Genomic DNA, 17,570 nt, shown 5'->3' on the forward strand with positions numbered 1-17,570 from the left:
GCGTCGTGTCATTCTCGGTGACGAGCGTAGTGCGAGATCGTTGTGCCCGACGCCAGTTAAGTTTTTTTCACGCGGCACCCGGTTCATTCCGTCGCCGCGCTGGACTCTAGAGGCTGAAGGCGGGCTCGGGGCGCAGTTCGTCCAGAACCGGAGGCGTTGCATCGAACAGCTGCCGGCGCGACCAGCCCTCGGGGGTGCGCATGTGCAGGCTGGCCTTGCCGACCGGGCCGTTGCGCTCGACCAGCACGGCGCGACCGCCGACCTTCAGGGCGTCCAGCCAGGCATCCGGGCGGACGGGCACGGCGACCTCGGACACGATCAGGTCCCAGCCACCCGACTGCGGCCGGTCCAGCGGCGCCTCAACCACGGTGACGCCCGCGGCGCTCAGGGTCGGGGCGGAGATGGCCAGCGCCTCGGCGTCCGACTCCTGCAAGGTGACCTCCAGACCCATCTGCGCCAGCACGGCGGCGGCATAGGCGCCCGACATGACCAGCGCCCGCTCACCCGGCTTGGGGGCGGCCGCCATCAACAGTTTCGACAGGTCGCGCGGCAGCATCAGGCTGCGCCGGGCCGTGACCGGCACCTCGACCTCGGCATAGGCGGAAAAGGCGCGGTCCGTGGCGCACAGGGTTTCGCGCGGCACCGCCAGCAGGGCCGCCTGCAGGGCGCGATCCGTGACATCATTCACGCGGACCTGGCTGTCCACCATCACCTTGCGTGCCGTCTGGAAGTCCATGCGTCGATCGTTCCCTGGGGAGAGGAGAGTGAAAAAGCTGGCCCGCTTATAGGTGTGTGCGTTGCGGGGGACAATCCGATCTGATAGCGAACGCGGCTCGCGATCAATGGCCTGATGGCGGAGTGGTTACGCAGCGGACTGCAAATCCGTGCACCCCGGTTCGATTCCGGGTCAGGCCTCCATCGCGGTTCCCCGACCGCCAGACCTCCTCAGCGGCGGCGTTCTCGCCAGCGCGAGCCCTCGCCATGCTTGCCGATGCTGGAAAACTCGGGCGGGGCGGCGCTGCGGGCATATTGCTCGGCGACCAGCCAGGCCTTGAACGGCCGAAGACTGCCCAGACACAGGATCAGGATCAGCGGCAGGGTGACCACCAGATGCACCCAGATCGGCGGGTGCAGGCCCAGCTCCAGCGCCATCATGGCGGCCATGCCGATCACGCCGACGATCGACATGACGAAAAAGGCGGGGCCATCGGCCGGATCGGCGAAGCTGTAGTCGAGGCCGCAGGCCGGGCAGGCGTCGCGCACCGTCAGATAGCCCTCCAGCAGCGGCCCCTCACCGCAGCGCGGGCAGCGGCATTTCAGCGAGACCATCAGCAGATTGGGTTTCGGCGCCTCGACGGGATCGGGGCCGGGTTCCGGCGGTGTCATCAGATGTCCCTTCATCGACTGGACTGCATCTGGGCCACGGTGCCCGCGCGAACAAGTCCGGCGCAGTGTCGCACGAAGGACGGGTCAGGAAGCGTTAACCGTGAAGCAACGCCTTGTTGCGATGGTCCGGCATCATGTCCCGAACCAAGGCCACGAAGGGCGTCCTGAGGTCGACCGTGGCGCTTGCCGCGGCCGGGTCGGTCGCGTTCGCGCCCCTGCTGACCCTGGCGCAGGAAGCCCCGGCCTCGGCCGTGACCGAGCCGCTGGCCATCCGCATCGGGACCACGGACACCTATACCCGAATCGAGTTCGCTGGCGTCGTCGGGGCACGCTCGCGCGTCTCGGTCGACGGCCGCACCGTCGTGGTGCGGGTGGGCACAACCGCGGCCCCCGATGTCTCGCGGCTCAAGGTTGATCCCCCACCTGGACTTGAGGCGATCGAAACCCGGGCGGTGCGCAATGGCACCGAACTGGTTCTGACCCTGGCTGAGGGCGCCTCGGTCACCCGGGGCCAGGCCGACGGTGCCGTCTGGATCAATCTCTATCGCCCGGGCGAGGCCCCGCCGCCGTCCGCGGCTGCGGCCTCGGCGGCGACTGTGGCCGTGCGCGCCGCGCCGTCTGCGGATTCGGTGACCCTGACCTTCAACTGGGACCGTCCGGTCGGCGCCGCCGTCTTCCGCCGGGGCGAGGCCGTCTGGATCGTCTTTGACCAGGCGGCGACGCTGGACATGCAGGGTGCCGACGATCTGGGCCCGGCGGGCGAGGCGCGCTGGGCGCGCGGGCCTGATTACACCTCGCTGCGCATCGACGCCCCGCGCAATCTCCAGGTGGCCGCTTCTGGACAGGGCAATGTCTGGACCGTGACCCTCGGTGGTCGGGCCGTGCCCCCCGGCGGCGTCCGCGTCGGCCGCGACGAAGAGGGCCGCGCCTCGCTGGTCGTCACCATGGCCGGGGCGACCAAGGCCGTCTGGCTGACCGATCCGCTGGTCGGCGACCGCTTTGCCGCCGTGACGGCGCTGGCCCCGGGCAAGGGCTTTGCCGGACGTCGCCAGACCGTGGACCTGACCCTGCTGCCGTCGGCGCAGGGGCTGGGCATCGAGACCGCAACCGATGACCTGACCATCCAGCCGGCGGGCGACCGCGTGCTGGTCAGCCGACCCGGCGGGCTGACCCTGTCGCCGCCCTCGGCCGCGCTGGACGCTGCCGACCTCGCCGAGGACACGCCGCAGAAGGCCACCCATCCCGCCCTGATCCTCAGCGAATGGGCGGCGACCGGCGACAAGGGCTTTGTCGCCACCCACCGACGCCTGCAGGAAGCCGCCACGGACGAGGCCCAGGTGGCCGGAGACAATCCGCGCGCCCCGGTCGAGGCGCGTCTGGCGCTGGCGCGGTTCCTGGTGGGATCGGGCCTGCACTATGAGGCCATCGGCGTTCTGAACTCCATCGTGGCCGCCGCCCCCGGCATGCTGGGCGAGGCTGAAGTGCGCGGCCTGCGCGCGGCCGCTCGCGTGGCCATTGGGCGCTATGACGAGGCGGCAGTCGATCTGGCGGGTGCGGCGCTGTCAGGCGATCCCTCGGCCCAGGCCTGGCAGGGCTATCTGGCTACCCAACGGGGTGACTGGACGGCGGCGCGGGAGTCCTTTGCCCGTGCCTCCATGGTCATCGACGACTTTCCGCCCGTCTGGCGCGCGCGGTTCGGCGCGGCCCATGCCGAAGCGGCGCTGAAGACCGGCGACACCGAGGCGGCCAAGGCCCTGATCTCCTACTGTCTCAGCCAGGACATCAGCGCGGGTGAGCAACTGGCCGTGCGTCTGGTGCAGGCCCGGCTGTTCGAGCTGGAAGGCCAGACCGACCGGGCGCGGGCGGTCTATCAGGCCGTGGGTCGGGCTCCGCTGGATCAGGTCGCCGTACCCGCCCGCCTCGCAGCGGTGAAGATCGATCTGGCGCGCGGCGCGGTCACCCCGATCGAGGCGGCGCGGGTGCTGGAAGGACTGCGCTGGCGCTGGCGCGGCGACATCACCGAGCTGGAGGTGATCCGCACCCTCGGCGAGCTCTACATGTCCCAGGGCATGTACCGCGAGGCGCTGACGGCGCTGCGCAGTGCGGGCACCCGCCTGTCACGTCTGCCCGGCGCCGAGGCGCTGCAGGCCGATCTGGCCCGCGTCTTCCGGGCGCTGTTCCTCGAGGGTGGCGCCGACGGCATGCCGCCCATACAGGCGCTGGGCCTGTTCTATGATTTCCGTGAGCTGACCCCCATCGGCGCCGACGGCGACGAGATGGTGCGGCGTCTGGCGCGTCGCCTGATCGATGTCGACCTGCTGGATCAGGCCGCCGAACTGCTGAAGCACCAGGTCGAGAACCGGCTGGAGGGCGTGGCCCAGGCCCAGGTGGCCGCCGACCTGGCCGTGGTCTACCTCATGGACCGTCAGCCCGAGGCTGCGCTTCAGGCTCTGTGGGCGACGCGGACCACTCTGCTGCCCACAGCGCTGGCGTCAGAGCGCCGTGTGCTTGAGGCCCGGGCCCTGCTGGGCCTTGGCCGCTTTGACCATGCGCTCGAGGTGCTGGGCGGCGACACCAGCCCCGAAGCGCGCGCCGCCCGGGCCGAGGTCTTCTGGAAGCAGGAAAAATGGGGTGAGGCCGCCGCCCTCTACGAACAGGGTCTGGGCGACCGCCACGAGGACACCGCGACCCCGCTGACGCGCGATGAGGAGAACCGCCTGCTGCGCGCCGCTGTCGGTTATTCCCTGGCCGAGGACGATACGGCGCTGCTTCGGCTGTCGCGCAACTGGACGCCCTTCATCGAAAAGGCGCGGGCGCCCAATGCCCTGCGCATCGCTCTCGCCGGGCTGAACGGGCTGGAGGATGCCACCAGCGTCCGCGAGTTCGCCGCCATGGCAGCCCGCGCCGACACCTTCACCGGCTGGGTCGAAAGCGTGAAGGGGCGGTTCAGAAACGAAGACGGCGGCGAGGTTGCCCCCGCCGCCGCCGGCTAACAGGTCTGAACGTCAGACTTAGCTGTTGACCGCATCCTTGAGCGGCTTGGACACGCGGAAACGCACCGCCTTGGAGGCCGGGATCTTGATGGTGGCGCCGGTGGCGGGGTTGCGGCCTTCACGGGCAGCGCGCGCGGCGGTGTCGAAGACGCCCAGGTTCGAGATACGGACGTCGCCGCCGCTCTTCAGGCTCTTGTGAATGTTCTCGACGATGGCCGTCAGAACGCGACCGGCATCGGCCTGGGAAACACCGGCATCCTTGGCGACGGCGGCAATCAGTTCAGCTTGAGTGGTCATTTGGGTCGTTTCCATTTTTTCGCCCGCTGCGGGCGATGACGACCGGATGAACGCGCGTTTCCAGCGACATTGCAAGCCATACCGGGGGCCATCGCCTGTGGATGAAAGGGTTTCACCCGCTTCCGGCCGCCCTCTGGAAGCTCTCGACCAGGCTGCCCGCGACCAGTCGCCAGCCATCCACCAGCACGAAAAAGATCAGCTTGAACGGCAGGGAAATTACCACCGGAGGCAGCATCATCATGCCCATCGACATGAGCACGCTGGCGACCACCAAATCGATCACAAGGAACGGAACGAAAAGGAGAAATCCGATTTCGAAGGCCCGTTTCAACTCGCTGATCATAAAGGCCGGGGTGACTACCCGGATCGGCAGGTCGGCGGCGGTTTCAGGGGCCTCGATATTGGACAGGCGGGTGAACAGGGCCAGGTCGTCCTGATCGACCTGCGAGAGCATGAAAATTTTTACCGGTTCCGAGGCTGCATCGAAGGCCTGGGGCAGCTCCATCTCCTGATCCAGCAAGGGCCGGATGCCCGAATCATAGGCGGCCTGCCAGGTTGGAGCCATGACGATGGCGCTCAGAAACAGGGCCAGCGACACCAGAACGGCATTCGGCGGCGACTGCTGCATGCCCAGCGCGGTCCGTAGCAGGGACAGCACGACGACGATCCGCACGAAGCTGGTCGTCATGATGACGATCGATGGCGCCAGCGACAGCACGGTCATCAGCCCGACCAGCTGCACGACCCGCTCGGTCAGGCCGGCCCCGGTGCCGAGGTCGATATTGATGGCGCTGCCCGAGGCGACTTCCTGGGCCAGGGCCGCGATTGGCCAGACCAGCGAGACCAGGGTGACCAGCAACGACAGCAGGGCCGTGCGCTTCAGTTCTTCCCGGTTGGGCAGGGCAAGGATCGCCGGGCGCTTGCGGGTCCGGCTCATGATTGCGGCCCCGGGGGCAGGGGGGCCAGCGACTGGCGCGGCTCGATCAGTTCGCGGCCTTCGCCAAGCAGGATCAGCCGTTCTTCCTGATCGACCCGGACCAGCACCAGACGGCGGGCGGGGTCCAGCACCAGGGTCTCGACCACGGTCAGGCGTCGCTCGCCCCGGTCGGCCCCGAACCGGGCCAGTAGCTGCGGCGCATAGCGGCGTCCGGCCCAGGCGGCCAGACCGATCAGGCCAAGCGTGAAGGCCAGGCCGAAGATCGCGCGGGCAAGATCAAGAAAGGACATGAAGGCTCGACATGGCGGCTCGAATCGAAGCGCCCGCACGGGCGGGTTCGGGGCCAAAGGTTAACCGTGAGGGTTAACGTCACGTTTAGATAACCCATGATTAACCATAGAGGCGGCAGTTTATGCCCAGCCCGCAGACTGGCGGGCCCCTGCGCTTCAAGGAGGCTGACATGGGTGTGGCCGACCTGCCCCTTCTGACCCAGATCAAGGGTCGCCTGACCTGGCTGGATGAACGCCAGCGCGTCATCGCCCAGAACGTCGCCAACTCCGACACCCCCGGCTATGTCGCCCATGACCTCGCCCTGCCCAAGGATTTCGCCTCGGCCATGACGGCGCGGCCGGTGACCCTCGCCCGCACCCAGGCCGGCCATATCGCCCCGCCGTCACTCGCCGCCCGCTATTCCGCCGTCGAGGCCCCGGACTCCGAGACCACGCTGGACGGCAATTCCGTGGTGGTCGAGGAGCAGATGCTGAAGATGACCGAGAGCCGCATGGCCTATGAGGCGGCCATCGGATTCTACCAGAAATCCATGACCCTGCTGCGGATGGCCGCGCGCCCGCCGGGCCGCTGAGCCCCGGCTGAAGGAAGCCTGACCCATGCCCGATCCCGTCCCGCCCAGAAATCCCGCCATGGCCGTGGCCGCTGGCGCCATGAAGGCCCAGCAGTCACGCATGCGGGTGATCGCCGAAAACATTGCCAATGCCGATTCGACCTCACCGGTCGCGGGGGGCGAACCCTATCGCCGTCAGGTGCCGGTCTTCCAGTCGCGCACGGTCGATGGCGTCACCGGCGTGGTGCTGGCCGAGGTGCGGCCCGACCAGGGCGACTTCCGCATGGACTATGACCCGTCCCACCCGGCCGCCAATGCCGATGGCTATGTCATGCGGCCCAACGTCAACACCCTGGTCGAGGCCATGGACATGCGCGAGGCCCAGCGCGCCTATGAGGCCAACCTCAACATCATCGAGACGGCGCGCGCCATGGAAAGCCGCCTGCTCGAGATCCTGAAGAAATAGAGGATAGGTCGTGATGAATCCCGTTGCCGCAGCCCGCGCCTATCAGGCCATTCAGGGCGCAGGATCTGCCGGGGCGGTCAGCCCGACCGACGCGCCCGGCTTTTCCGAACTGGTGCAGAACGTCCTCGCCAGCGCCACCACCCAGACCCGCGCCGCCGAGGCCCAGATGACCCAGGTGGTTCAGGGGCAGGGCAGTCTGATCGATGTGGTCACCGCCATCAGCTCGGCCGAGGCCTCGCTGGAAACCGCCATGGCCGTGCGCGATCAGATGATCCAGGCCTATCAGGAAATCATGCGTATGCCGATCTGACGGCCTTGGTCGCCGGAGCGCGGTGGCGGGTGCGGGCCTTGAGCCAGTCCTGCAGCGGGCCGTCGACCATGTGGTGAAAGGCAAAGGCGAACGCGACCGCCATGCCGACGCCCATGGCCCATAGCGCCCACTGGACCGGCTCCGACAGGTTCAGCCGGGCGATGGCGACATTGGCCACGCCGAACCAGGCGATCCGCACCACTTCATTGCTGATGAACATCGAGAAGGACACCAGCGCCGCCCGCTCGATCAGGCGTGAGGGGCGGGCGACCGGAATGGCGCCGGCCGCCAGAATGATCAGCGAGATCATCACCAGACTGGGCAGGGCATTCTTGCCGTAGAACTGCAGCGCGATCAGGCCGATGGTGGCCAGTACGCCGACCCAGCGGGCCAGTCCCGGGTGGATCCAGACGCGGTGCGCAAACGCCGCCAGCGCCATGCCGAGGAAGAACAGCGGCAGGGCCCGGAAGAAGCCGAACTTCATCGGCATCTGGTAGACGGGATAGCCCAGCAGGGCTCGCGCCAGCTCATTGGCGATCAGGTACAGGCCGATCCCCAGCACCAGCCAGGTCCACGGGCCGAGACGTGCACAGCTGCGCACGATCCAGGGAAAGGCCAGATAGCAGCCGATCAGGGCCGAGATCGACCAGGTCGGGGCATTCCAGCCCAGCCCGCCGGGAATGCCGAACGCCTGCACCAGCCCCAGCTGCGCCGGCAGCTGGCTCCAGTCGAACCATTCCGGATTGCGCGGCGCCAGACCGATGGCGGCACTGCCGACCACCAGCGCCACCAGCGCCAGCCCCATCATCAGATGCGCCGGCACGACCCGCAGCACCCGCCGCGTCAGGAATTCGCCCGGGCTGACCTGACCCGAGGCCAGGCTTTGCGAGTACAGCCGCATCAGCACATAGCCGCTGTCGATGATGAACAGATTGGTCAGCAGGAAACCGGTGTGTTCGAACGCGGGGTGCAGCCCCTCGGCCAGGGCGATGGGCCCCGCTGCCTGAAAGTGATGCAGGATGATCAGCAGGGCCACAATGAAACGAATGGCGTCCAGCCAGCCGCCGCGGGCAATGGCGGTTGTCTCGTTTCGGGTCGAAATCCAGCGATCCATCATGGTTCGCACTCCTTTGATCCCCGGTCCCGCAAGGGCCGGGCCAGCCAAAGCGGCGCATCGTTAGGGCGGTGTTAACCACGCTCCCGGCAGTTTCTGCCGGGTACGCGTGCCGGTCTGGAGAGTTCTGAGCGATGAATGGTGCCGAGGTCATGGATGTGGGGCGCGATGCCCTGTGGCTGACCATCCAGCTGTGCGCGCCGGCCCTGATCGTCGCCCTGCTGGTCGGGGTCGGCATCGGCCTGTTCCAGGCCCTGACCCAGATCCAGGAACAGACCCTGATCTATGCGCCCAAGATCCTGGCCATCTTCATTTCCCTGCTGCTGTTCCTGCCCATGATGGGGGCGTTGCTGGGCAGCTTCATGCAGACCATCGCCGCCCGCATTGCGGGCATGTAGGCGGGTGGAGGGCTACGCCACCGCCGATCAGGTCTGGGGTGCCGCCCTCGTCTTCGCACGTCTCGGCGCCATCCTCATGCTGCTACCGGGCCTCGGCGAGACCTATGTGCCGCCGCGCATCCGTCTGTCGCTGGCGCTGGTCATTACCCTGGTCGTCTGGCCGATCGCCGCCCCCGTGCTGCCGGCCCTGCCCGAAAGCGTCGGCGGCATGGCGGGCTGGGTGATCCGCGAAGTCGCCACCGGCTTGATGATCGGGGCGATCCTCCGGGCCTTCATGACGGCGCTGGCGACGGCGGGCGAGGTCGTGTCGCTGCAGACCACCCTCAGCTTTGCCCAGAGCACCAACCCCATGCAGGCTCAGCCGGGGTCGACCCTCTCGGCCTTCCTGACCCTGCTGGGGGTGACGCTGCTGTTTGCCACCAACACCCACCACCTGTTCCTCGCGGGGCTGGCGGGGTCGTATGAGCTGATCGCCCCGGTCCGGCCCCTGATCACGGCGGACTTTGTCGAGTTGGCGGTGCGGACGCTTGCCGACAGCTTCATGCTGGGCATCCAGCTGGCCGCGCCGGTGATCGTGTTTGCCATCATCTTCAACCTGGCCTCGGGGCTGGTCGGTCGCGTGATGCCGCAGTTCCAGGTGTTCTTCGCCACAGCCCCGCTCAGCATCCTGCTGGGTCTGTCGATCTTCACCCTGTCGCTGGGCGTGGTCGGGACGATCTTCATCGACCGCTATCGCAGCCTGGCCCAGATCTTAGCCGGAGGTGCCGGTGGCTGACGACAAGGATCCCGAGTCCAAAACAGAAGAGGCCACCCCGCGAAAGCTTGAGGACGCGCGAAAGAAGGGCGATGTCGCCAAGTCACCCGACGTCGCCTCGGCCCTGTCGCTGCTGGGGGCCGCCGCCGTGCTGCTGATGGCGGGCGGCCCGTTCGCCGGCATGATGGCGGAAAGCCTGCTGCCCTTCATCGCCGAACCCCACACCATGGTCGGCGCGCTGGAGGCCGGGGCGGGGGTCGAGATCGGCGCGCGGGCCCTGTGGGCGGCGGCGCCCTTCCTCGGAGCCTTGGCGCTGGCGGTGATCCTGGGCGGCGTCGGCGGCAATCTGGCCCAGTCCGGTCTGATCTTCAGCGCCGAGAAGATGAAGCCCAAGTGGAGCAAGATCAATCCACTGGAGGGAGTGAAGCGCATCTTCGGGCCCGACGGCCTGATGAATTTCGTCAAGACCTTCGTCAAGCTGGTGGCCGTGATCGCCGTCTGCTGGTTTGTGCTGAAGCCCCACCTGCGCGAGCTGGAAAACATGGCCGCCATGTCGCCGGCCAGCATCCTGCCGTTCACCCGCGAGCTGGCCGTCTGGCTGATGGCCTCGACCCTGGTGTTTCTGGCCTTCACGGCCGGGGCCGACTTCCTGTGGCAGAAGATGCGCTTTGCCAAACGCATGCGCATGAGCCGCGAGGAACTGAAGGAAGACTACAAGCAGGCCGAGGGCGACCCGCACGTCAAGGCCAAGCTGAAGCAGATCCGGGCCCAGCGCGGCCGCCAGCGAATGATGCAGAATGTGCCCAAGGCCACCGTCATCGTCACCAACCCGACCCACTATTCCGTGGCCCTGCGCTATGAGCCGGATCAGGGCGACGGCGCGCCGGTCTGTCTGGCCAAGGGCGTCGACGATCTGGCCCTGAAAATCCGCGAGGTGGCGAAGGAACACAATATTCCGATCGTCGAGAATGTGCCCCTGGCCCGCGCCCTTTACGCCTCGGTCGATGTCGACCAGACCATCCCCCGCGAGCATTTCGAGGCCGCCGCCCAGGTGATCGGCTTCGTCTTCAAGAAACGTCGGCGCTAGGACTTTGGCGTCCGTACCCGGCAGATATGGCATAAGAGGGCAGGCGATTCGCCTCGCAGGAGAGAGCGGGATGACCACCCCGGCCCGGCCGCTGCCCCGAGGGGCGCCGATTGATCTGACCCTGGTGCTGATGGCGATCGGCTGCGCCCTGCTGGTCGGGGCCATGGCCTATCCGGCGTTTCGCACCAATCCGTTCAGCGCGCCCGGCCTGATACTGATCGTCGCGGCGGGGGGCGTGGCCCTGATCGGGCTGATGATCTTCACCCGCAGCGAGTCGCGAAAGCCCACCGGCGACACGGCGGTCGAGATGCTGGAGGCGCTGGCCGAGCCCGCCGCCCTGGTCTGGTCCGACGGTCGGGTGCTGGCCTTCAATGCGGCCTGGGCCGAGGCGGACGGTGCCAGCAACAGCCTGCCGAGGCGCGGCGGCAAGGCGGCCCAGGCCCTCTATGCCGCCTTTGCCCAGGCGCGGGCGGGAGAGCAGGGACGCGCGCTGATCCCGTTGGGTGACAAGGATGTCGAGGCCCTGATCGGCCATGCCGGACCGGGTCGGTTTCTGGTCAGGGCGGCCCCCGAGACCCTGCTGGCCGAGGCCCCGGGCCGCGAGGCCGCCGCCGCCGAGTCCCAGCGTCCCCGCGCGACCGGCACCCTGCGCGAAGGCCATGCCATGGCCGCCGGTGCGCCGTTCGGCTCGGCCATCATCCGTCATGACGATCTGTTTGCGGGGCGGGTGGAACAGCCCAATGCGGCGCTGGCCCTGCTGACCGGACCGGCGTCCGCCCGCGACGCGGCCTTTGGCCATCTGTTCGATCCCGCCGGCGTGGCCGAGGCTCGCACGCGTCTGGCGGCAGGGTCGGCCGGTCCGATCGAGCTGGTCGCCCGCGCCCACCCGGACCGCATCCTGCACCTCTATGTCGCCCCGGAAGACGATGCCCGGCGCGTCTGGCTGTTCGATGCCTCGGCCCAGAAGTCGATGGAGCTGCAGCTGTCGCAGGCGCAAAAAATGCAGGCCGTCGGCCAGCTGGCGGGCGGGGTGGCGCACGATTTCAACAACCTGCTGACGGCCATCCAGCTGCAGCTGTCGGGCCTGCTGGAACGACACCCGGTGGGCGATCCGTCCTATGACGGGCTGAACGAGATTCGCCAGACCGCCATCCGCGCCGCCGATCTGGTGCGCAAGCTCCTGGCTTTTTCGCGCAAATCGACGGTCCGGCGCGAGCGTCTGGACCTGGGCGAGCTGGTCGGCGAGTTCGCGGTCCTGCTGCGGCGGCTGCTGCGCGAGGATGTGCGGCTGGAAACCGACCACGGCCGCGACCTGCCGGTGGTTCTGGCCGACAAGAGCCAGCTGGAAACCGCTGTCATGAACCTGGCGGTCAATGCGCGCGACGCCATGCGTGGCGTGGTCGAGCCCGGCGCAGGCGTGGTCACCATCACCACCCGCCGCCTGACGTCTGATGCGGCGCGCAGCATGGGCTGGCACGATGCGCCCGACGTCGATGTGGCGATGATCGAGGTGTCAGACACCGGCCCCGGCGTGCCCCCCGAAATCCTCGACAAGATCTTCGAACCCTTCTTCACGACCAAGGCCGTCAATGAGGGGACCGGCATGGGTCTGGCGACCGTCTATGGCATCGTCGAACAGGCCGGTGGCCACATCAACGTCACCAATCTCGAAGGCGCGGGCGCGGCCTTCCGCATCTTCCTGCCTGCCGCTGCGGCCGCAGAACTCGAGGCGATCGCCCCGGTCGAGGTCAAGGTCAAGGCGCCGCGCGACCTGTCAGGGGCGGGCCGCATCCTGTTCGTCGAGGACGAGGCCGCCGTGCGCGGCATCGCCGCCCGCCTGCTGCGCCAGCGCGGCTATGAGGTGATCGAGGCCGCCGACGGCGAGGAGGCCCTGATCCTGGCCGAGGAACACGCGGGCCAGATCGACATGATGATCTCCGACGTCATCATGCCCGGGCTGGACGGCCCCAATCTGCTCAAGAAGGCCCGTCCGTACCTGGGCGACATCCCGGTGATGTTCATCTCGGGCTATGCCGAGAGCGACTTCTCGGACCTGCTCCAGGACGAGGCGGGCGTCTCCTTCCTGCCCAAGCCGCTGGACATCAAGACCCTGGCCGAGCGCGTCAAACAGCACCTCCACGCCGAATAGGTCAGGGGCCGCCTCTTGTGGGATGCTTCGGGATGGTGCCGTATGCGGGCAACCCTTCGAGAGGATGTTCCCATGATCGACCGTCGCCGCCTTCTGCTGACCGCCGCCGCCGGAGCAGGCCTTGCCGCTTCGGGTCAGGTCCTCGCCCAGGAAGCGCCCGCCACCACCCCGGTCGCGCAGCTCAATGACTGGATGGACCGCGTGTTCAAGGAACTGGTCATGACCTCGCCCGAGATCCTGACCTCGCTGGGCTTTGACAAGGGGCCGATGGCCGCCGCCAAGGGTCAACTGGACGACCGCTCGCAGGCCAGGATCGATGCCGATGAGGTCAAGTTCAATCGCTTTGCCGACGAGCTGATGGCCATCGACCGGTCGGCCCTCAGCGGACGCGACGCGGTCAACTATGACACCGTCAAATTCTTCGGCGAGACGGTCCAGATCAGCCAGGGATTTGACTACGGCACCGGCAACTCGCCCTATACGATCAGCCAGCTGAGCGGCTCGTACAGCAATATCCCCGACTTCCTCGACAGCCAGCATTCCATCGAAACGGCCGAGGACGCCGAGGCCTATCTGTCGCGCCTGTCGGCCTTCCCGACGGCGCTGGATCAGGAAACCGAGCGAATGCTGGCGGACTTTGCCGCCGGAGCCATCCCGCCCGACTTCGTCATCGACAAGACCCTGCTGCAGTTGGCCAATCTGCACGATACCCCGGCGAGCCAGTCGATCATGACCACCTCGGTCCAGCGACGCGCGACCGAGAAGGGCATTTCCGGCGACTGGGCCGCCCGCGCCGAGCGGATCGTTTCCGGCGAAATCTATCCGGCGCTCGTCCGTCAGGCCGAGGCCATGAAGGCGCGCCGGGCCGAGGCGGTCCACGATGCGGGCGTCTGGCGCCTGCCGGACGGCGAGGCCTGGTACACCTATGGCCTGCGCAATTCGACTACCACCACCATGACCGGCGAAGAAGTCCACCAGATGGGCCTGGAACAGGTGGCCGAGCTGACGGCGCGCGCTGACGGCCTGCTGCGGGCCGAGGGCATGACCCAGGGCACGGTCGGCGAACGCATCGCCGCCATGGGCAAGGATCAGCGCTTCATCTATCCCAACACCGATGAGGGCAAGGCGGCGCTGCTGGCCGACCTGAACCTGCAGATGCAGGATATGCAGGAGCGCCTGCCCGAGTATTTCGGTCGCATCCCCAAGAGCCCGGTCGAGGTCCGCCGCGTGCCGGTCTTCACCGAGGCGGGCGCACCCGGCGGCTATTATCAGGGACCGGCGCTGGATGGCTCACGCCCCGGGGCCTATTACATCAATCTGCGCGACACGGCGGAATGGCCCAAATGGACCCTGCCGACCCTGACCTATCACGAGGCGTCGCCCGGCCATCACCACCAGATCGCCCTGCAGCAGGAAAACGACGAGGCCCCGCTCCTGCTCAAGATCCTCGGCTTCTCGGCCTATTCCGAAGGTTGGGGCCTGTATGCCGAACAGCTGGCCGACGAAATGGGCGTCTATGCCGACGACCCCTGGGGCCAGATCGGCTATCTGCAGTCGCTGATGTTCCGCGCCACCCGTCTGGTGGTCGACTCCGGCCTGCACCACAAGCGCTGGAGCCGCGAACAGGCGATCCGCTATATGGTCGACACCCTGGGCGATCAGGAAAGCGCCGTGACCACCGAGGTCGAACGCTATGCCGTCTGGCCGGGCCAGGCCTCGTCCTACAAGATCGGCCACACCGAATGGGTGCGGATGCGCGCGTCGGCCAAGGCTGCGCTGGGCGACCGCTTCGACATCCGGGGCTTCCACGACACCGGTCTGGCGGTCGGAGGCGTGCCGCTGACGGTGCTGGACCGGGTGTTCACCGACTGGGTCGCCAGCCGGCAGGCCTGATCGGAATCAGCGGTGCCAGATCAGGGATGCCGGGGCCGGTGCGGGCGATGGGGCCGCTGCGGACGGTCCCGGTAATCCCGGTCGTCGTAACAGACCTGGTACGGATAGCCCCAGGCGTCGATGCGCGTGTAGCAGTCCGAGTCCAGGATCAGCGCCAGCGCCACCAGATCGGCGCCGATCGACACCCCCTGCCAGAACAGGGGATCGGACAGCGGGTCATCGGTCGCGCAGGCGGACACCAGCAGGCTACAGGCGGCGAGGGCTGCGACCCCTCTTGAGCGGGCAAAACGCGTCGGTGTCGTGGTCATGATCAAGCCTCCCATGACCGAAGACTAGTCCCCGACCGCACCCAAGGGCTGTGACGGAATCTGATACCGACGCTATGTCGCCGGGCGTGTATTCCAGGTGACCGGCCACAGATCGGCGGTCACGCCCATACAGGCCTCCATCCGCCGCTCATGCTCCAGCACGAACGCCCGCCCGGTCCAGATCCACTGGTGGACCGTGCCGCAGTCGCCCAGCCCCCGCCCCTTGCCAAAGGCCTCCAGCCGCCGCGTGGCCGGGTCGTATTCCGGGTTGATCGGCGTCTCCATCGCCTCGCCCGTGGTCGGCAGGCTGACGATGCGCGGCGATGCCCCGGCATTGTCCGTCAGCACATAGAGATAACCGGTGTTATAGGCGCCCATGAAGCAGGGCACGCCCCACAGCACCGTATCGGCGGCCAGTCGGTATTGCTGGATGTCATACTGAAAATCAGGATTGAAGTCGGTGTCGGTCCGGCAGGTGCGGACCGGGTCCAGGTCCTCGACCGCGTCGGGCAGTTGGGTGGCGGTCAGTCCCGTCTGGGCCACCGCCGGCGCGGCCGCGACCACCGGCAAGGTCGGCGCGGCGGGCACGGTCGAGGCCGGGGCATCCCCCTTGCGGATCAGGGCGGTGACGGTGCCCAGCCGCCCCTGCCGCTCGTCAATCCACAGCAGGGCCGCCGAGATGCCCGAGACCGACACCGCCAGCGATCCGTCAGCCGTGCCGAGTTCGGCTGCGCGACCCTCCGCCAGCGCATCGATCACCGCACGCGTCCGGTCGGCAGGAATGCGGGCCAGATCGTCCTCGATCCGCGAGGCGAACGGCTGGCCGTCGATGGTCAGGGTCGGCACCACACTGCCGTCCGACATCCACATGCCGACATGGACCACCGGCTCTGCTCCCGGCCCGGCGGGCATGAACAGCCGCAGCCAGCCGTTGTCGTCCGCCACAGAGCCATAGGCCGTGCAGTCGCCGTTGTTGCCGCACGTCACCGTCCAGTCGCGAAAGGTGCGGCTCTCCGGCACGGCAGTCACGGGATCAGCGGAGGCGGCGGGACTGTCCGGGGCCGTCGCATCCCCGGCGGTCTGACCCGCTTCGCTCTGGCACGCCGCCAGACCGGAGGTGAGGCCGAGGGTCAGCAGCACGAGCGGGATACGGCGCATGGGGGATCCTCCGGTCTGTTTCAGCCCCAGCCTCGACCACCCCGCCCGCCCGCGCAAGGCCGGGGGTTTGCGCCCCGCCGCGTGACGGCTATACCGCCCCCACAATTTCCTTCCCGCAAGAACAGAGAGCGCACATGGCGAAGATCAAGGTCGACAACCCCATCGTGGACATCGACGGCGACGAGATGACCCGGATCATCTGGCAGATGATCAAGGACAAGCTGGTCTTCCCCTTCCTCGACCTCGAGCTCGACTATTACGACCTGGGTATGGAGAACCGCGACGCCACCGACGACCAGGTGACGATCGACGCCGCTCACGCCATCCAGAAGCACGGCGTCGGCGTCAAATGCGCGACCATCACCCCGGACGAGGCCCGGGTTGAGGAATTCGGCCTGAAGAAGATGTGGAAGTCGCCCAACGGCACCATCCGCAACATCCTCGGCGGCGTCGTCTTCCGCGAGCCGATCATCTGCTCGAACGTGCCGCGTCTGGTGCCCGGCTGGACCCAGCCGATCGTCGTCGGCCGTCACGCCTTTGGCGATCAGTACAAGGCCACCGACTTCCTCATGCCCGGCCCCGGCACCCTGACGATGAAGTTCGTCGGCGACGACGGCAAGGTCATCGAGCACGAGGTGTTCAAGGCCCCGTCGTCGGGCGTGGCCATGGGCATGTACAATCTGGATGACTCGATCACCGACTTCGCCCGCGCCAGCTTCTCGTTCGGCCTGCAGCGCAACTATCCGGTCTATCTGTCGACCAAGAACACCATCCTCAAGGCCTATGACGGGCGCTTCAAGGACATCTTCCAGAAGGTGTTCGACGAGGAATTCGCCACCGAGTTCAAGGCCAAGGGCCTGACCTATGAGCACCGCCTGATCGACGACATGGTGGCCGCGGCCATCAAATGGTCGGGCGGCTTCGTCTGGGCGTGCAAGAACTATGACGGCGACGTCCAGTCCGACATCGTCGCCCAGGGCTTCGGCTCGCTGGGCCTGATGACCTCGGTGCTGATGACGCCGGACGGCAAGGTGCTGGAATCCGAGGCCGCCCACGGCACCGTCACCCGCCACTATCGCCAGCACCAGAAGGGCGAGGCCACCTCGACCAACTCCATCGCCTCCATCTACGCCTGGACGCGCGGCTTCGCGCACCGGGGCAAGCTGGACGGCAACCAGGCCCTGATCGACTTTGCCGACACGCTGGAGCGCGTGGTCGTCGAGACGGTCGAGAGCGGCCACATGACCAAGGACCTGGCCCTGCTGGTCGGCGACCACCAGAGCTGGCTGACCACCGAAGGCTTCCTCGACAAGGTCGCCGAGAACCTGAACAAGGCGATGGCGTAGGCAGTAGGCGGAGACCCTTCTCCCCTTGTGGGAGAAGGTGCCCCCTGAGAAGGGGGCGGATGAGGGGTCATGCCGCCGGCAGACGGTCCGGCCCCACTTCATCTCCGGCACGACCCCTCATCCGAGCCGCTCA

18 protein-coding genes and 1 tRNA gene are annotated in these 17,570 nt (G+C 67.7%); 11 read left to right on the forward strand and 8 right to left on the reverse strand.

Annotated features, from left to right (window positions below):
- Positions 1–106: 106 nt before the first annotated feature.
- Positions 107–736 carry a protein-L-isoaspartate O-methyltransferase family protein gene (locus B4K74_RS02740; RefSeq protein WP_286691658.1) on the reverse strand — a complete coding sequence of 210 codons (630 nt, stop codon included), beginning with the start codon at positions 734–736 and terminating at the stop codon, positions 107–109.
- Positions 737–844: 108 nt separating this feature from the next.
- On the opposite strand from B4K74_RS02740, the gene B4K74_RS02745 reads away from it, so the two are divergent.
- Positions 845–918: transfer RNA gene (locus B4K74_RS02745), tRNA-Cys, on the forward strand.
- A gap of 27 nt (positions 919–945) precedes the next feature.
- On the opposite strand, the gene B4K74_RS02750 is transcribed toward B4K74_RS02745, so the two are convergent.
- Positions 946–1,386: a DUF983 domain-containing protein gene (locus tag B4K74_RS02750; RefSeq protein ID WP_338133586.1), complete on the reverse strand. Its 441-nt coding sequence runs from the start codon at positions 1,384–1,386 to the stop codon at positions 946–948.
- A 134-nt stretch (positions 1,387–1,520) separates the two neighbouring features.
- On the opposite strand from B4K74_RS02750, the gene B4K74_RS02755 reads away from it, so the two are divergent.
- Complete coding sequence (locus tag B4K74_RS02755; protein ID WP_286691659.1) at positions 1,521–4,379, forward strand: hypothetical protein; 2,859 nt, start codon at positions 1,521–1,523, stop codon at positions 4,377–4,379.
- A gap of 18 nt (positions 4,380–4,397) precedes the next feature.
- Here B4K74_RS02755 and B4K74_RS02760 read toward each other — a convergent pair whose 3' ends face one another.
- The 3 genes from B4K74_RS02760 to B4K74_RS02770 all read right to left on the reverse strand — a co-directional run bounded on the left by B4K74_RS02760 (position 4,398) and on the right by B4K74_RS02770 (position 5,903).
- Positions 4,398–4,676 carry an HU family DNA-binding protein gene (locus tag B4K74_RS02760; protein ID WP_123287913.1) on the reverse strand — a complete coding sequence of 93 codons (279 nt, stop codon included), beginning with the start codon at positions 4,674–4,676 and terminating at the stop codon, positions 4,398–4,400.
- A gap of 112 nt (positions 4,677–4,788) precedes the next feature.
- Positions 4,789–5,613 (reverse strand): flagellar type III secretion system pore protein FliP, encoded by an 825-nt coding sequence (fliP, locus tag B4K74_RS02765; protein WP_286691660.1) that lies wholly within the window; start codon positions 5,611–5,613, stop codon positions 4,789–4,791.
- The gene (locus B4K74_RS02770; protein WP_123287915.1) at positions 5,610–5,903 is read right to left on the reverse strand and encodes a flagellar biosynthetic protein FliO; all 294 of its coding nucleotides are present in this window, start codon (positions 5,901–5,903) and stop codon (positions 5,610–5,612) included. The genes fliP and B4K74_RS02770 overlap by 4 nt, the downstream gene beginning before the upstream one ends.
- 170 nt (positions 5,904–6,073) lie before the next feature.
- On the opposite strand from B4K74_RS02770, the gene B4K74_RS02775 reads away from it, so the two are divergent.
- Genes B4K74_RS02775 through B4K74_RS02785 form a run of 3 tightly spaced genes read left to right on the forward strand, consistent with a single transcriptional unit; the run spans position 6,074 to position 7,230 of the window.
- Positions 6,074–6,475, forward strand: a complete 402-nt coding sequence (locus B4K74_RS02775; protein WP_286691661.1) for a flagellar basal body protein — start codon at positions 6,074–6,076, stop codon at positions 6,473–6,475.
- A 25-nt stretch (positions 6,476–6,500) separates the two neighbouring features.
- Positions 6,501–6,920 (forward strand): flagellar basal body rod protein FlgC, encoded by a 420-nt coding sequence (gene flgC / locus B4K74_RS02780; RefSeq protein WP_370237074.1) that lies wholly within the window; start codon positions 6,501–6,503, stop codon positions 6,918–6,920.
- A gap of 13 nt (positions 6,921–6,933) precedes the next feature.
- Entirely contained in the window at positions 6,934–7,230 is a 297-nt protein-coding gene (locus B4K74_RS02785; RefSeq protein WP_286691662.1) for a flagellar hook-basal body complex protein FliE, read from the forward strand.
- Here B4K74_RS02785 and B4K74_RS02790 read toward each other — a convergent pair.
- Positions 7,211–8,347 carry an acyltransferase family protein gene (locus B4K74_RS02790; RefSeq protein WP_286691663.1) on the reverse strand — a complete coding sequence of 379 codons (1,137 nt, stop codon included), beginning with the start codon at positions 8,345–8,347 and terminating at the stop codon, positions 7,211–7,213. The genes B4K74_RS02785 and B4K74_RS02790 overlap by 20 nt on opposite strands.
- A 131-nt stretch (positions 8,348–8,478) precedes the next feature.
- On the opposite strand from B4K74_RS02790, the gene fliQ reads away from it, so the two are divergent.
- The 5 genes from fliQ (at position 8,479) to B4K74_RS02815 (ending at position 14,625) form a co-directional block, all read left to right on the forward strand.
- Complete coding sequence (fliQ, locus tag B4K74_RS02795; RefSeq protein WP_123287918.1) at positions 8,479–8,742, forward strand: flagellar biosynthesis protein FliQ; 264 nt, start codon at positions 8,479–8,481, stop codon at positions 8,740–8,742.
- Positions 8,743–8,746: 4 nt separating this feature from the next.
- The gene (gene fliR, locus B4K74_RS02800; protein ID WP_286691664.1) at positions 8,747–9,517 is read left to right on the forward strand and encodes a flagellar biosynthetic protein FliR; all 771 of its coding nucleotides are present in this window, start codon (positions 8,747–8,749) and stop codon (positions 9,515–9,517) included.
- Positions 9,510–10,583 carry a flagellar biosynthesis protein FlhB gene (flhB, locus tag B4K74_RS02805; protein WP_123287920.1) on the forward strand — a complete coding sequence of 358 codons (1,074 nt, stop codon included), beginning with the start codon at positions 9,510–9,512 and terminating at the stop codon, positions 10,581–10,583. Before fliR ends, flhB begins: the two co-directional genes overlap by 8 nt.
- Before the next feature lie 70 nt (positions 10,584–10,653).
- Positions 10,654–12,732 carry a cell cycle histidine kinase CckA gene (gene cckA, locus B4K74_RS02810; RefSeq protein WP_286691665.1) on the forward strand — a complete coding sequence of 693 codons (2,079 nt, stop codon included), beginning with the start codon at positions 10,654–10,656 and terminating at the stop codon, positions 12,730–12,732.
- A 72-nt stretch (positions 12,733–12,804) separates the two neighbouring features.
- Positions 12,805–14,625, forward strand: coding sequence for a DUF885 domain-containing protein (locus tag B4K74_RS02815; protein ID WP_286691666.1), 1,821 nt, complete (start codon positions 12,805–12,807; stop codon positions 14,623–14,625).
- 20 nt (positions 14,626–14,645) lie between these two features.
- On the opposite strand, the gene B4K74_RS02820 is transcribed toward B4K74_RS02815, so the two are convergent.
- Together B4K74_RS02820 and B4K74_RS02825 are read right to left on the reverse strand one after the other, a co-directional pair.
- Positions 14,646–14,933, reverse strand: coding sequence for a hypothetical protein (locus tag B4K74_RS02820; protein WP_164461990.1), 288 nt, complete (start codon positions 14,931–14,933; stop codon positions 14,646–14,648).
- 72 nt (positions 14,934–15,005) lie between these two features.
- On the reverse strand, positions 15,006–16,091 hold the full coding sequence (locus B4K74_RS02825) for a DUF1176 domain-containing protein (protein WP_286691667.1): 1,086 nt from the start codon (positions 16,089–16,091) through the stop codon (positions 15,006–15,008).
- A gap of 134 nt (positions 16,092–16,225) precedes the next feature.
- On the opposite strand from B4K74_RS02825, the gene B4K74_RS02830 reads away from it, so the two are divergent.
- Positions 16,226–17,437, forward strand: a complete 1,212-nt coding sequence (locus B4K74_RS02830; RefSeq protein ID WP_286691668.1) for an NADP-dependent isocitrate dehydrogenase — start codon at positions 16,226–16,228, stop codon at positions 17,435–17,437.
- The last annotated feature ends 133 nt before the right edge of the window (positions 17,438–17,570 follow it).

Source organism: Brevundimonas sp. UBA2503 (genome assembly GCF_002341485.1).
Lineage (GTDB): Bacteria > Pseudomonadota > Alphaproteobacteria > Caulobacterales > Caulobacteraceae > Brevundimonas > Brevundimonas halotolerans.